Origin of the sequence: Thalassospira sp. MIT1004 (genome assembly GCF_001858545.1) — a bacterium.
In the GTDB taxonomy this organism is placed as follows: domain Bacteria; phylum Pseudomonadota; class Alphaproteobacteria; order Rhodospirillales; family Thalassospiraceae; genus Thalassospira; species Thalassospira xiamenensis.
This window is the reverse complement of the sequence record NZ_MCAO01000012.1, coordinates 1-13,951: the sequence shown is the minus strand read 5'-3', so window position 1 is coordinate 13,951 and position 13,951 is coordinate 1. Positions and strand designations below refer to the sequence as shown.

Here is a 13,951-nt window from a genome sequence, read left to right as displayed (position 1 = left end):
CCGAAGGCCCCGTTCTGTCACGCGCCAAGCCATGACAAATCGGTTAAACACCGCCAAGGCACATCATCGCGCTATTGAAACGGCAGAACCGTCTGAAACGCAAACGGATCAATATCCGCATCGTTCCCGCGCTTTTCATCAAACTGCGCCTTGGCATATTCAAGGAATTCATCCTTGCTGATCATTTTGTCAGAATTGGCATCAACCCCGCCAAACAGCAATTCCAGCCGCCGGCTTTCGGTCCGCAGCCGCTGCCGGTTGGCCTCCGGCGATCCCGGCAATGCCTCGACCGCGGCAAATTCACGCGCCACCAGGACACTGTCGCCATTGATATCACGCCGCCGAAACATCCAGCTCGCATAGGACGCGGCCTCGTCGGCACTGATGCGCGCATCGTGATCCATGTCGATCGGATGATATTGCTGCCGATACATTGTCACTTGTTCGGGGATGCCGGTTGCGGCAGCACTCGCCGCATTCTGCTTTGCCAGCGCCTTGGCAATCGCATCCTCAAGCCCGGGGATGGCCGCCGCACCCGTGCCGTTGGCGCCTGTGCCCGCAGGCATGCCCTCGCCATCCTCAAGCCCGCCCAGTCCGTTAAGCGCACCAAGCCCGCCAAGCCCGAACTGCCCCATCAATTGCGGATTATTCTGCAACTGCTGCATGATCAAGGGCAATAACTGGCGCATTTCCGGCGACGTGACCTCGGGCGTGATTGTCGCACTGCCCTTATCCAACTGAAGGCTTTGGGCATGCACCGATGCCCGAATGCCAAAAACTGCCACCAGGGCACAAGTCATTAACAATATGGCAGCTTTTTTCCGCAACACTCGTTCCCTTCGCCTGTCCTGACGCCGCCCCGCATCAGGATCATCATCATAGCATATCAGCACGGACCGGATCGCGGGCAACATTGCCCCATCAAAACCGATTAACGATCAAATGCCAATCCCCGAAGCCGGGATCGGCCCCCAAACCGGATCATCGCCATGTTGCGTGAAATGCCTCCCCGTCATCCCGTCACATCCCATGCAGGACAAAAATGGTCTGCGAATGGATTTGCATGGGCGGACATGGGGACGCCTGTGGGTTTTGATGGGCGAGAGCCGGAAATCACCCGGAAAACGGTTACTTTTGGCCCATTTGCCCCCCATTCCGATATGCCCCAAAGCCGCAGGAAACCACATTATTACCCTATTTGATCCCATCAATTCCCATTGACCCCCATCAAAACCCATGGTACCCCATAACTAGGCACATTTACGGTGTCATGCGGGGCATATCCATTTCGACGCGGAAACTGATCATTCTCTGGCGGTTCGAAATGGGTTTTTGATCAGGGGAATGGCGAAGTGCTGTTCACAGGAACGCACATTCACAAGCTGGACCGAAAAGGGCGCGTCTCCGTGCCCAAGCGGTTCCGTGCGACCCTGGAACGCGAAACCTTCGCTGGCATCTATCTGTATCAATCCCACAAGGAAGCCGCTCTTGAAGGCTGTGGCGAAAGCCACATGGACCGCATTGCCGCGTCGATTGACGAACTTGCGATGTTCTCGGACGAGGCAGATGACCTTGCCGATACCATTCTTGGCGCATCCCACATGCTGCCGTTTGACGGCGAAGGCCGCATCATCCTGCCCCCGGAACTGATCGAATTCGCCCGCATCGAAGATCAGGTCGCCTTTGTCGGCCGTGGCCGCACCTTCCGCATCTGGAACCCGGAAATCTTCAAACCGCTGCAGGATGCAAGCCGCACCCGCACCTTCAATCGCGGATCGACCCTCAAACTCAAACCGGCATCCGATTTCGCGCCGGGCAGCCGCCCCGCTGCCCCGACCGGCGAAATCGCCCCGGATGAAGAGGGACCAGATGATGGGGGGAGCGCGTGATGAGCATCCATGACCTCAGCTTCGCCACAGGCGATGGCCCGCACAAGCCGGTGCTATTGCGCGAAGTTCTCGATGCCCTGTCCCCCGGGGCGGGTGAGATCATGGTGGACGGCACTTTTGGCGCGGGTGGATATTCCCGCGCCATTCTCGATCATGCGGACTGCGAACTTTACGCCATCGACCGCGATCCGACCGCCGTTGCCACCGGCAAGGCCATGGAAGCCGATTACGCCAATCGCTTCCACATGCTCGAAGGCTGCTTTGGCGATATGGGCACCCTTCTGCCCGCTGCTGGCGTTGATCAGGTGGACGGCATCGTCCTTGATATCGGCGTATCTTCCATGCAGCTTGATCAGGCCGACCGCGGATTTTCCTTCCGCGAAGACGGGCCGCTTGATATGCGCATGTCGATGTCCGGCCCGACGGCGGCTGATTTCATCAATACCGCCGACGAAGAAGACATCGCCAACGTCATCTATCGTTATGGCGAGGAACGCGCATCGCGCAAGGTCGCGCATAAAATCATTGAAATGCGCGCCGAGGCCCCCTTTGAAACCACCCTGCAACTGGCCCGCGCGGTGCGGTCGGTCGTGCGCAAATCCAAGGACGGCATCGATCCTGCAACCCGCACCTTCCAGGGCCTTCGCATTTACGTCAATGACGAGTTGGGCGAACTCGAACGCGCCATGCAGGCGGCTGAAAACCTGCTCAAACCCGGTGGCCGTCTGGTGGTCGTGACCTTCCATTCGCTCGAAGACCGCAGTGTCAAAACCTTCATGAAGGAACGCTCGGGCGATCCGTCGAAAATGTCGCGCCGCCTTCCGGGCGAGCCAGAGGTCGCAACCCCGACCTTCACCACCATCACCCGCAAGGCCGTAACCGCGCAAAAAGACGAACTGCGCGCCAATCCGCGTGCGCGTTCGGCCAAACTGCGTGCGGTTGCCCGCAATGAACAGCCCGCAACTCAAGGGGGGCGTAAATGACACGCGCCATGACCTTTATCGGGCTGTTTCTGACCATCGTTATTGGTGCTGGCACCTATTGGGTGTCGCACGAAGTCGAACGCCTTGAAAAACGCTATTCCGCCATTCAGTCGGAAATCCTCAATGAACAGGAAAGCATCCACGTCCTCGAAGCGGAATGGAGCTACCTGAACAATCCGCAACGCATCGAAAGCCTGGCCAAGACTTACCTTAAACTCGATCAGATCGCCCCGCTTCAGATGGCCAGCATCGATGACCTGCCCGAAGACGCCGATCTGCACCAGTACCGTCTTGATAAATTCGGCGAAGCCGTCGCCTTCCTGCCGGTGCCGCGTGCGCGCCCCGATGAACTGGCCCCGGACGAAGCCGCCGAAGCCATGATCATCAATGCCCCGTCGCTTGCCGCAACCCGGTCCGATGCGCAGGAGGGCGGACAATGAGCTTCCATCGTTTCTCATACTGGCTGCGCGGTGACCGCCCGGAACTCAGCCCCGATCAACGCGAACGTCACGCGATTGAAACCGCGCGCAACCGCATCTTCATTACCGGTGCGATGTTTGCCGTTGGCTTTGTCTGGATCACGGCGGGTCTGGTCGATGCCACCGTTCTGCGTCAGGGCAACGAACCCGAAATGGCATCGGGATCGGATACCCGCGAACTCAAAACCGAACGTGCCGATATCGTTGATCGCAACGGCATGCTGATCGCGACCGATCTTCCGACCAATTCGCTTTATGCCGATGCGCGCGTGATCAAGGACCCGGTCGGATCGGCTGATCAATTGCTGACCGTCCTGCCCGAACTCGATCGCGATACCCTGATCCGTCATCTAAGCTCGCAAAAGGCTTTCGTCTGGATCCGCCGCAACCTGACCCCTGAACAGCAATATGCCGTCAACTCGCTTGGCGTGCCGGGGCTTAATTTCCAGCGTGAAGAACGCCGCGTCTATCCGCATGGTCGCCTGTTTGCCCATGTGCTGGGCTTTACCGATATCGACAATAACGGCATTGCCGGTGTCGAACGCAAATTCGATAACGAACTGCGCATCAATAACGGCCCGCTGCAACTCTCCCTTGATACCCGCATTCAATACGCGCTTGAGGAAGAAGTCGAAAGCGCGATGAAAACCTATGATGCGGTCGGGGCGACCGGCATGGTCATGGATATCTATACCGGCGAAGTGCTCGGCATGATGTCGCTGCCCGATTTTGATCCGCACCGCCCCGGTCAGGCCCCCGCCGACGCGCGCTTTAACCGCGCAACGCTGGGCGTTTATGAAATGGGCTCGGTGTTCAAACTGTTTAACACCGCCATTGCGCTTGAAACCGGCACCGTCAATCTGCAAAGCATGTATGACGCCTCCCAGCCGATCCGCGTCGGACGCTTCGCGATTAGCGACTATCGCGGCGAAAACCGCTGGTTATCAGTCGCCGAGATCATCAAATATTCGTCAAACATTGGGTCGGCCCGCATCGCCCTTGATTTCGGGACCGAGACCCAGCGCAAATATCTCAAGAAATTCGGCATTCTCGATACCCCGAAAATCGAGCTGCCCGAAGTCGGCTCCCCGCTTGTGCCCAATCCGTGGCGCGAAGTGAACACCATGACCATTTCCTTTGGCCATGGTCTTGCCGTGACACCCCTTCAGGTTGTCAGCGGCATTTCCGCCCTTGCAAATGGCGGCATTTTGCGCCCGGCAACGATCCTCAAACAGGACGGCGCACCGGCGGGAGAACGTATTATTTCCCGGCAGACCTCGGACAAGATGCGGCGTTTGATGCGCCTCGTCGTGACCGATGGATCGGGCAAAAAGGCTGAAGTTCCGGGTTACTTCCTTGGGGGTAAAACCGGGACGTCGGAAAAACTCGTGAACGGGCGCTATGTCAAGAACGCCCGCATGTCGACCTTTGTCGCCGCCTTCCCGATGCAGGACCCGAAATATGTGGTTCTGGTGACGCTGGACGAGCCCAAAGGCACAAAAGAAACTTATGGATTTGCCACGGCCGGTTGGGTGTCCGCCCCGGCAGTAGGCAAGGTTGTGACACGTATTGCTCCCCTTCTGGGCATTGAACCGGCGAATGCGAAGGCGCCGGAGATTGAGCAAGCGCTGCAGATCGACCTTCGCAAGGGGGAGCGCAAACTTGCGTCTTTCTGAACTCATGGCAGGTGATCAAGCGGCACTTAAACATGCCGACGGACAGGACCCGAACATTACGGGCCTGACAGCAGACTCACGCACCGTGAAGGATGGCTATCTGTTTGCCGCCCTGTCCGGTGCCAAAACCGACGGATCGAAATATATCGATGATGCGATCCGCCTTGGTGCAGCCGCCATCCTGGCAAAGGACGGCACGCCCAAACCCATGGCCGCAACGGTTCCCCTGATCCCGGTGGAAAACCCGCGACAGCGTTACGCCCAACTGGCCGCGCGTTTTTATGGCAAACAACCGGCCAATATCGCGGCGATCACGGGGACGAACGGCAAAACCTCCACCGCCGTTTTCACCGAACAGCTCTGGACGATCATGGGCAATATGTCGGGCTCCATCGGAACCCTCGGCATTCGTGCCGCCGGGGCCAAAATCCCCGGATCACTCACCACGCCCGATCCGGTGGCATTGCATCAAAGCCTTAATGAAATGGCTGAAATCGGTGTCACCCATGTCGCGATGGAAGCCTCCTCGCACGGGCTTGACCAGCATCGCCTTGACGGGGTGAAAGTCACGGTTGCCGCCTTTACCAACCTGACCCGCGATCACCTTGATTATCACGGCAATTTCGAAAAATACTTCGCCGCCAAGGCCCGCCTGTTTGCCGATCTTCTGGCGGACGACGGCACTGCGGTTTTGAATGCCGATGTCCCGCAATTTAAAATCCTGCGCTCGATGTGCGAAGGACGCGGCATTTCGGTGATGTCCTATGGCCTTGCTGCCGACGATATCAAACTGCTCGAAGCCAAGCCCGATGCCACCGGCACCAAGCTCAAGCTCGCCATTGAAAAGGGCGAATATGGCGTGCATCTGCCGCTTATGGGCTCGTTCCAGGTGATGAACGCCCTTGCCGCCCTTGGCATCGTCATTGCGTCGGGTGCGGATGTCGATGATGCGGTTGCCGCCCTTGAAAAGCTCGAAGGTGTCCGGGGCCGCATGGAACTGGTTGGCAAAACAAGCTTCGGCGCACCGGTCTTTGTCGATTACGCCCACACGCCTGATGCACTTGAAACCGTGATCAAGGCTGTCCGCCCACACGCCAAGGGCCGCATCATCTGCGTCTTTGGCGCAGGCGGTGACCGTGACACCGGCAAACGCCCGGAAATGGGCCGCGTGGTCAAGGAAAACGCCGATATTGCCATCATCACCGATGACAACCCCCGAAGCGAAGACCCCGCCAAAATCCGTGCTGCGATCAAGGCCGCCTGCGACGGTGCGGTTGAAATCGGTGACCGGGCCGAGGCAATCAAACGCGGCATCGGCATTCTGCAACGCAACGATATTCTTATTATTGCCGGAAAAGGCCATGAAAGAGGCCAGATTGTCGGCGATACGGTTCTGCCTTTTGATGATGCCGCGGTCGCGCGCAACATCCTTCTGGGCGGTAACTGATTGATTTTAAAACCAGCCACGACGCCAAAGATCGTGCTGGATGCGGATACGAAAGAAACCCAAAAATGACCAAGGCTGTTTTATGGACGGCAAAAGACGCCGAAAAAGCCACCGGGGGCAAGGCCACCGGCAACTGGCAGGCGTCCGGCGTATCAATTGACAGCCGCAAGACCGCCAAGGGCGATCTGTTCATCGCGCTCAAGGGGCCCAATTTCGACGGTCACAAATTCGCCCAGGCCGCCCTTGATAACGGCTGTGCCGCCGCGATGGTGTCGGATACCAAAACCCTTGGCAATGGCGCACCGGCCCTTGTGGTCGATGATACGCTGGATGCCATGGTCCGCCTTGGCCTTGCCGGGCGCGAACGCAGCACCGCCAAAATCGTCGCGATCACCGGCTCTGTCGGCAAAACCGGCACCAAAGAGGCGCTCAAATACGTTCTGAACGAACAGGGTCAGACCCACGCCAGCCCTGCGAGCTTCAACAACCATTGGGGCGTCCCCATGAGCCTCGCCACCCTGCCGGTGGCGGCCGAATATGGCGTATTTGAAATCGGCATGAACCATCCCGGCGAAATCAGCCCGCTGGTCAAGATGGTCCGCCCCAAGGTCGCCCTGATCACAACCGTCGTCGGCGCACATACCGAATATTTCAGGGACGAGGCCGAAATCGCACAGGCCAAGGCTGAAATCTTTGATGGCCTTGATGCCGATGGCACCGTGATCCTCAACCGCGACAACATGCATTATTTTGCATTGGCGCGTCGGGCCAAGGAACTCGGCATTAAAAACATCAAGTGCTTTGGCACCGATGCCATGGCCGATTACCGCCTGTTCGAAGCCAACATTGTCGCCAATGGTTCTGCCGTGCGTGCGCGTATCGGCGGTCGCGATATCGAATATTTCATCGGCTGCCCCGGCGAACACTGGGTCATGAACTCGCTTGCGGTTCTGGCCTGCGTTGATGCAATCGGCGGTGATGTGCTGCGCGCCGCACAGGATCTGGCCGATTTCACCCCGCCCGCCGGTCGCGGGGAAACCCATATTCTGCCGCTGCCCAATGGGGCTGATGGCACCTATACCCTGATTGACGATGCCTATAACGCCAATCCGACCTCGATGATGGCGGGTTTAAGCGTGCTGGCGCAAAGCAAACCCGAAGGATCAGGCCGCAAAATCGCGGTTCTGGGTGACATGCGCGAACTGGGCGATGATGCGCAAAAACTGCATGCGGACCTGCATCAGCCGCTGGTTGCCCTTGGCATCGAACGTGTTTATACGGTCGGCCCTTTGATGGCCAACCTGACGGAAACCCTGCCAGCCGGCCTTCTTGCTGGCCATTTTGACACCGCCGAAGACGCAATCGACCCGATAAAGGCCGATTTGCAGGCCGGTGACGTGGTTTTGATCAAAGGATCGCTTGGCATTTACGTTTCGAAAATTGTCTCGGCCTTAAAATCATCGGATGGCGCATCTGGCGCCGCATCCAAAAATTAAGACGCAGAAGGAACCCCCGGGGCGATGCTCTATAATCTGCTTTATCCGCTGGCCGACCAGTTTCCGATCTTCAACCTGTTTCGTTACATCACGTTTCGGACCGGCGGGGCGATTATCACATCCCTTATTCTGGCCTTCGTGCTGGGCCCGTCCCTGATCAACTGGCTGCGCTCCAAACAAAGCGAAGGCCAGCCGATCCGCGATGACGGCCCCGAAAGCCACCTTCTGACCAAAAAGGGCACGCCGACGATGGGCGGCCTTTTGCTGTTGCTGTGCACATCCATCGGCACATTGCTTTGGGCGGATCTGTCCAATGCCTATGTCTGGGCGGTGCTGCTGGTCACCATCGGCTATGGCTTCCTTGGTTTCCTTGATGATTTCCTGAAAGTCTCCAAGAAAAACACCAAGGGCCTGCCGGGCAAACTGAAACTGCTTGGTCAGTTTTCCATTGCCGCCGCCGCTGCATGGTGGATTTCCACCAACACTGCCGATCCGCTATCAACCGCGCTGGCCTTCCCGTTCTTCAAGAACTACCTGCTTGATCTCGGCTGGTTCTTTGTACCCTTCGCGATGTTTGTCATGGTCGGCGCGTCCAACTCCGTCAACCTGACCGACGGCCTTGATGGCCTTGCCATTGTCCCGGTCATGATTGCGGCGGCCAGCTTCGCGCTCATCACCTATCTGATCGGTAACATCCAGTTCGCCGAATACTTACAGGTCCACTATGTCGCCGGATCGGGCGAACTGACCATCTTCCTCGGTGCCCTTGTCGGGGCTGGTCTTGGCTTCCTGTGGTACAACGCCCCACCGGCCATGGTGTTCATGGGCGATACCGGGTCGCTGGCCTTGGGCGGTGCGCTGGGTGCTGTTTCGGTTGTCACCAAACACGAACTGGTTCTTGCCATCATTGGCGGTCTGTTTGTCCTTGAAACGCTGTCGGTGATCATTCAGGTCGGCTCGTTCAAAATGACCGGCAAGCGCGTGTTTCGTATGGCGCCGCTGCATCACCATTTCGAAAAAAAGGGCTGGCAGGAACCGACCATCGTCATCCGCTTCTGGATCATCGCCGTCATTCTGGCCCTTGTCGGGCTGGCAACGCTTAAACTCCGTTAAACTCCGTTAAATTAAGGACATCCCGCCTTGATCGACCTGTCACATCTGCGCGGCAAAACCATCGCGGTTCTGGGTCTGGGAAAATCCGGCCTGGCCAGTGTCAAGGCACTGGTCAATGGCGGGGCCATCGTCTGGGCGTGGGATGACAACGCGGAAAGCCGTGGCCAGCTAGAGGCCTTCGGCCTCGCCCCGATCAATCTGGCGGAATGTGACTGGACCGAACCCGATATGCTGGTCATAAGCCCCGGCATCCCGTCCACCTTCCCGACCCCGCATCCGGCGGCTGAAAAGGCCCGCCGTGCGGGCAAACCGATCATCTGCGATGTCGAACTGCTCTGCACCGCCCTTCCCGACGTGCCCAGCATCGCGATCACCGGCACCAACGGCAAATCGACCACGACGGCCCTGACCGCCCATATCCTCGCCCATGCCGGGATCAAAACCCAGGCGGGCGGCAATCTCGGCAATCCGGCCCTGGGCTTTGATCCTGCCGGTGCGGACGATTGCTTCGTGCTTGAACTCTCCTCCTATCAGCTCGAACTGCTCCATGACGCCAGCTTCGATGCCTGTGGCCTGCTCAACATCACGCCGGATCATCTGGATCGGCATGGCGGCATGGATGGTTATATCGGGGCCAAACGCCTTGTCTTTGCCCGCAACAAGGGCCCGAAATGGGCGGTGATTTCGGTTGATGATGATCCGTGCGCGCGCATGGCGGTTGAACTCGCCCGCGAAGGCGGCCGTCGCGTGATCGAGGTCTCGGTCCACAAACCAAGCCCGCATGGCATTTACGTTGAAAATGGCTGGCTGATCGATGACCTGACCGGTGCGCAAACCCGCATCATGGATCTGGTCACCGTCACCCATATGCCCGGCGTCCATAACTGGCAAAATATCGCGTTTGCCTATGCGCTTTGTCGGGCACGCGGGGTGGCGGCATCCCAGATCATCGACGGCATCATGACCTTCCCCGGCCTCGCCCACCGGCAGGAACGGCTGGGCATGGTCGATGGCGTGACCTTTGTGAATGACAGCAAGGCCACCAACGCCGAAGCCACCGCCAAGGCGCTTTCGGCCTATCGCGATATCTACTGGATTCTGGGCGGCAAGCCCAAGGAAGGCGGCATTGACGGCCTTCAGGCGTTTTATCCGCAGATCAAAAAGGTCTATCTGATCGGTGCGGCCGCCGACGCCTTTGCCGAAACGCTCGGCGATGATCTGCCCTGGCAGAAATGCGAAACCCTTGATCGCGCCACGGCGGCGGCGTTCCTTGATGCCAAGGACGCCATCCAATCGCGTGCGGTCGATATGCCGGTCGTGCTGCTCTCGCCGGCTTGCGCATCCTTTGATCAATTCAAAAGTTTCGAAGCCCGCGGCGATGCCTTCCGCGATCTGTTTAACGCACTGGCTAATACCGCTGGGCAGGAGAAACCATGAAATCCCTGTTTGGCAACAGCAACAGCAACATCGCCTTTTCGCGTGCCGATACCTCGGTACTTGGCATCTGGTGGTGGACGATTGATCGCTGGATGCTGGCGGCTGTCATCCTTCTGATGGGGATCGGTGCACTGCTCGTCATGTCGGCAAGCCCGCCGGTGGCGGACCGCATCAATGTCGACAGCTTCCATTTCGTCCGTCGCCAGTTCGTGTTTCTCGGCCTTGCCGCGATCTGCGCCTTTGGCATTTCGCTGCTCTCGATCAAATGGGTGCGGCGTCTGGCCTCGATCATGTTTCTGGGCGTCATCTGCCTTCTGATCATCACCCCCTTTGTCGGCTCGGAAATCAAGGGCGCGGTGCGCTGGATTCATCTCGCCGGGATCACGCTGCAACCGTCCGAATTCCTCAAACCGGCCTTTGCCGTCGTGATTGCATGGATGCTGTCCGAAGGCCGGCTTAACCCGAACTTTCCGGGTTATATCGTCTCCTGCATGCTGCTTGCGACCTGCATCATCCTGCTGATGATCCAGCCCGACTTTGGCCAGACCGTCGTCGTCACCGCCATCTGGTCAACCCAGATTTTCCTCGCGGGCCTTCCGATGGTGCTGGTCTTTGGCCTTGGCATGGGTGTGGTCGGCCTGGCGGTCGGGGCCTATCTGATCCTGCCGCACGTGCAGTCGCGTGTGGACCGCTTCCTTGATCCGGCATCGGGCGATAACTATCAGATCGACCGCTCGATGGAGGCCTTCATGAATGGCGGCCTGATGGGTCAGGGCCCCGGCGAGGGTTCGGTAAAAAACTTCCTGCCCGACGCCCATTCCGACTTCATCTTTGCGGTTGCGGGCGAGGAATTCGGCCTTCTGTTCTGCGTTCTCGTGGTTGGTGTGTTCAGCTTCGTCATCATGCGCGGCCTCTCGCGCCTGATGGGCGAACGCAACCTTTTCGTCGTGCTGGCGGTGACCGGCATTCTGGTCCAGTTCGGTTTGCAGGCGGTGATCAACATGGCCTCCACCCTGCAACTCGTCCCGCCAAAAGGCATGACCCTGCCCTTCATCTCGTATGGCGGCTCCGCCACCGTCGGCATCGCAATCGGCATGGGCTTCGTTCTGGCCCTGACCCGCAAACGCCCGGGCGAATAAAACAGCGATCAGGCATCACGAACATCGCGGTTTCTGCCCCCCTCTTAAGGCATTGATCAAGGTCAGGACCTATTGCTGTTCACATCTGATGATTTCAGCTATAATTGCCTCATCCAAAGTTAACCTTAAGGTGTTCTGGAATGACAACTAAAGAGCAACTTTTTGACCGGCAGCGTCACGTAGCCAACGCCGTGGCAAGTCAGCGTCTGGAAGGGCTGAAAGTTGACCCCACCACCCTCGCTGATTTGCAGCGCTATTCTGATGGGTTACTCGATATTGAAAACGTACTGGCTCGCCTGAAAGACCGTATTGCGAGTGGGAAAGTATAGTTCAAACGACGATTATCTGGACGCTAAAACGGGCGTAATGAAGAACAAGCTCGGTTTTGAAAATCAAGCCGAGCTTGAGGCGTTTGAAGGGGGTATTGTTGCAGTTCGCACATCGCAACTTGCAGAAACTCCCCTGAAAAATCGCGATAAAACCTTCGACCTTTCTCATATGCAACGCATACACAAACACTTGTTTGGCGATATATACGAATGGGCCGGTTATTTCATTGACTGGACGAAAACCAGCCAGGAACAGATGATAAGAGCTTCAATCGAGGCGTATCATGGTCAAAGCGAACGGATGGCGCAGATCATACTGGATAATCTGCAAGATTAGCTCTCTGAAACTCCTTAAAACCACTCCATGACCCAACACTCACCCTCGCAGCCACGCATACCTGCCCGGTTGATTCCGCATATTGACATATCGGAAAATCCCGATATATTTCGCGTCATGGAAATGCTCGAAATATTCAAAGCCCTCTCGAACCGGACCCGCCTTGAAATCCTCAAAGGCTTGAAAGAGCCCGCGAAGAACTTCCCTCCGCAGGATGAAGGCGACGTCAATACGGTTGGAGTTTGCGTCAGCAGTATTCAGGAAGGTGTCGGACTGTCGCAATCGACGGTGTCCGATTATCTTGCGACGCTGCAACGGGTGGGTCTGGTGGAAGTCAGACGCATCGGTCAGTGGACCTACTACAAGCGGAACGAAGCAACCATCCGCGCTCTTGCCGAGGCTATCGGAAAAGAACTGTAGTTTTTTTGCCACAATATATCGAGAAATTGCGATATCCCTTTTTACCGAAATTCGGTAGCAAAATGAAAGCCCAGACAATGAAAGCCCAGATACTCAAATCCTTTGGCGGCCCGGAAGCGTTTGAACTTCAGGACGTCGCCATGCCCGTCCCGCAGGCCGGACAGGTCCTTGTCCGTGTCCACGCAACCTCCATCAACCCGCTGGATTATCAGGTCCGGCGCGGTGATTATCCCGATTATGTGCCCCTGCCCGCCATTACCGGGCATGACGTTTCGGGCGTCGTCGAAAGTGTCGGCCCCGGCGTCACCAGCTTCGTTCCCGGCGATGAAGTCTGGTACACCCCGCAGATTTTTGACGGTCCGGGAAGCTACGCCGAATACCATGTCGCTTCGGAAAAAATTATCGGCAAAAAACCGGCCTCACTCAGCCACCTTGAAGCCGCCAGTCTGACGCTGGTCGGCGGCACGGCGTGGGAGGCACTGGTGGTGCGTGCGGGCCTTCGGGTCGGTGAAAGCATCCTGATCCACGGCGGTGCCGGCGGTGTCGGCCATGTGGCAATCCAACTGGCAAAGGCAATTGGCGCAAAGGTCTTTACCACCGTGCGCGAAGATAACTTCGAATTCGCCCAAAGCCTCGGTGCCGACGTCCTCATCGATTACACAAAGGAGGATTATGTAGATGCCATCCTGCGCGAAACCGATGGCAATGGGGTGGATGTCATCTTTGATACCATCGGCGGCAATACACTCGCCAAAAGTGCCGATGCACTGGCCCAGCTTGGCCGCGTTGTCTCGATTGTCGATATCGCACAGCCACAGAACCTGATCGAAGCCTGGGGCAAAAACGCCAGCTACCACTTCGTGTTCACCCGCCAGAACCGGGGCAAACTTGACGAGCTAAGCACCCTGATCGAACGCGGTCAGCTTCGCCCCCATGTCGGTGCCGTCTATTCACTCGCCGACATCCCGCTTGCCCACGCCCGGCTGGAAAATCCCGATAACGGCCTCCGGGGCAAAATCGCGATCAAGGTCGCTCCATAACCCGACAATCACCCAACCACACCCCGACAACGCCGCACCTTTGGTGCGGCGTTTCCCTTCCCAAACAGCCTTATCCTGCTTCCGCCAAAACTGGATTCCGGAGACTCACACCACAAGTGCAACATCAGTTATAGTTGGTGTTGCGATGGGACAGGAATACAGGCAG

At 57.7% G+C, this 13,951-nt stretch carries 14 protein-coding genes; 13 read left to right on the top strand and 1 reads right to left on the bottom strand.

The window, feature by feature from the left end; translation table 11 throughout:
* Window positions 1-71: 71 nt before the first annotated feature.
* The gene (locus BC440_RS07435) at window positions 72-800 is read right to left on the bottom strand and encodes a hypothetical protein (protein ID WP_063093891.1); all 729 of its coding nucleotides are present in this window, start codon (window positions 798-800) and stop codon (window positions 72-74) included.
* A gap of 552 nt (window positions 801-1,352) precedes the next feature.
* Between BC440_RS07435 and BC440_RS07430 the strand changes: the two genes are divergently transcribed.
* From BC440_RS07430 to BC440_RS07370, 13 genes are all read left to right on the top strand, one after another.
* A complete protein-coding gene (locus BC440_RS07430) occupies window positions 1,353-1,889 on the top strand; it encodes a division/cell wall cluster transcriptional repressor MraZ (RefSeq protein WP_037992169.1) in 537 nt (178 codons plus the stop codon).
* Window positions 1,889-2,872 carry a 16S rRNA (cytosine(1402)-N(4))-methyltransferase RsmH gene (rsmH, locus tag BC440_RS07425; protein WP_063093893.1) on the top strand — a complete coding sequence of 328 codons (984 nt, stop codon included), beginning with the start codon at window positions 1,889-1,891 and terminating at the stop codon, window positions 2,870-2,872. The genes BC440_RS07430 and rsmH overlap by 1 nt, the downstream gene beginning before the upstream one ends.
* Window positions 2,869-3,312: a hypothetical protein gene (locus tag BC440_RS07420; protein ID WP_007089735.1), complete on the top strand. Its 444-nt coding sequence runs from the start codon at window positions 2,869-2,871 to the stop codon at window positions 3,310-3,312. Before rsmH ends, BC440_RS07420 begins: the two co-directional genes overlap by 4 nt.
* Window positions 3,309-5,027 carry a penicillin-binding protein 2 gene (locus BC440_RS07415; RefSeq protein ID WP_007089736.1) on the top strand — a complete coding sequence of 573 codons (1,719 nt, stop codon included), beginning with the start codon at window positions 3,309-3,311 and terminating at the stop codon, window positions 5,025-5,027. Before BC440_RS07420 ends, BC440_RS07415 begins: the two co-directional genes overlap by 4 nt.
* Window positions 5,014-6,474: a UDP-N-acetylmuramoyl-L-alanyl-D-glutamate--2,6-diaminopimelate ligase gene (locus BC440_RS07410; RefSeq protein ID WP_074624785.1), complete on the top strand. Its 1,461-nt coding sequence runs from the start codon at window positions 5,014-5,016 to the stop codon at window positions 6,472-6,474. The genes BC440_RS07415 and BC440_RS07410 overlap by 14 nt, the downstream gene beginning before the upstream one ends.
* 65 nt (window positions 6,475-6,539) lie before the next feature.
* The gene (gene murF, locus BC440_RS07405) at window positions 6,540-7,970 is read left to right on the top strand and encodes a UDP-N-acetylmuramoyl-tripeptide--D-alanyl-D-alanine ligase (RefSeq protein WP_063093897.1); all 1,431 of its coding nucleotides are present in this window, start codon (window positions 6,540-6,542) and stop codon (window positions 7,968-7,970) included.
* A gap of 24 nt (window positions 7,971-7,994) precedes the next feature.
* Window positions 7,995-9,083 (top strand): phospho-N-acetylmuramoyl-pentapeptide-transferase, encoded by a 1,089-nt coding sequence (gene mraY / locus BC440_RS07400; RefSeq protein ID WP_007089739.1) that lies wholly within the window; start codon window positions 7,995-7,997, stop codon window positions 9,081-9,083.
* A 27-nt stretch (window positions 9,084-9,110) separates the two neighbouring features.
* On the top strand, window positions 9,111-10,520 hold the full coding sequence (gene murD / locus BC440_RS07395; RefSeq protein ID WP_063093898.1) for a UDP-N-acetylmuramoyl-L-alanine--D-glutamate ligase: 1,410 nt from the start codon (window positions 9,111-9,113) through the stop codon (window positions 10,518-10,520).
* Entirely contained in the window at window positions 10,517-11,659 is a 1,143-nt protein-coding gene (gene ftsW / locus BC440_RS07390) for a putative lipid II flippase FtsW (protein WP_037992162.1), read from the top strand. Before murD ends, ftsW begins: the two co-directional genes overlap by 4 nt.
* A 140-nt stretch (window positions 11,660-11,799) precedes the next feature.
* Window positions 11,800-11,988 (top strand): antitoxin VbhA family protein, encoded by a 189-nt coding sequence (locus BC440_RS07385; protein ID WP_063093899.1) that lies wholly within the window; start codon window positions 11,800-11,802, stop codon window positions 11,986-11,988.
* Between the two features lie 37 nt (window positions 11,989-12,025).
* Complete coding sequence (locus BC440_RS07380; protein ID WP_063093900.1) at window positions 12,026-12,325, top strand: hypothetical protein; 300 nt, start codon at window positions 12,026-12,028, stop codon at window positions 12,323-12,325.
* A 123-nt stretch (window positions 12,326-12,448) separates the two neighbouring features.
* Window positions 12,449-12,745, top strand: coding sequence for a metalloregulator ArsR/SmtB family transcription factor (locus BC440_RS07375; protein ID WP_338127309.1), 297 nt, complete (start codon window positions 12,449-12,451; stop codon window positions 12,743-12,745).
* A gap of 62 nt (window positions 12,746-12,807) precedes the next feature.
* Entirely contained in the window at window positions 12,808-13,785 is a 978-nt protein-coding gene (locus BC440_RS07370; RefSeq protein ID WP_196871079.1) for a zinc-dependent alcohol dehydrogenase family protein, read from the top strand.
* Window positions 13,786-13,951 lie beyond the last annotated feature (166 nt).

What these genes read in the sequence shown, in the direction of transcription:
- BC440_RS07370 (WP_196871079.1), top strand. Translation starts at nt 12,808, where the DNA reads ATGAAAGCCCAGACAATGAAAGCCCAGATACTCAAATCCTTTGGCGGC.
- murF (WP_063093897.1), top strand. Translation starts at nt 6,540, where the DNA reads ATGACCAAGGCTGTTTTATGGACGGCAAAAGACGCCGAAAAAGCCACC.
- ftsW (WP_037992162.1), top strand. Translation starts at nt 10,517, where the DNA reads ATGAAATCCCTGTTTGGCAACAGCAACAGCAACATCGCCTTTTCGCGT.
- BC440_RS07380 (WP_063093900.1), top strand. Translation starts at nt 12,026, where the DNA reads ATGAAGAACAAGCTCGGTTTTGAAAATCAAGCCGAGCTTGAGGCGTTT.
- BC440_RS07415 (WP_007089736.1), top strand. Translation starts at nt 3,309, where the DNA reads ATGAGCTTCCATCGTTTCTCATACTGGCTGCGCGGTGACCGCCCGGAA.
- BC440_RS07375 (WP_338127309.1), top strand. Translation starts at nt 12,449, where the DNA reads ATGCTCGAAATATTCAAAGCCCTCTCGAACCGGACCCGCCTTGAAATC.
- BC440_RS07420 (WP_007089735.1), top strand. Translation starts at nt 2,869, where the DNA reads ATGACACGCGCCATGACCTTTATCGGGCTGTTTCTGACCATCGTTATT.
- BC440_RS07435 (WP_063093891.1), bottom strand. Translation starts at nt 800, where the DNA reads ATGACTTGTGCCCTGGTGGCAGTTTTTGGCATTCGGGCATCGGTGCAT.
- rsmH (WP_063093893.1), top strand. Translation starts at nt 1,889, where the DNA reads ATGAGCATCCATGACCTCAGCTTCGCCACAGGCGATGGCCCGCACAAG.
- mraY (WP_007089739.1), top strand. Translation starts at nt 7,995, where the DNA reads ATGCTCTATAATCTGCTTTATCCGCTGGCCGACCAGTTTCCGATCTTC.
- BC440_RS07385 (WP_063093899.1), top strand. Translation starts at nt 11,800, where the DNA reads ATGACAACTAAAGAGCAACTTTTTGACCGGCAGCGTCACGTAGCCAAC.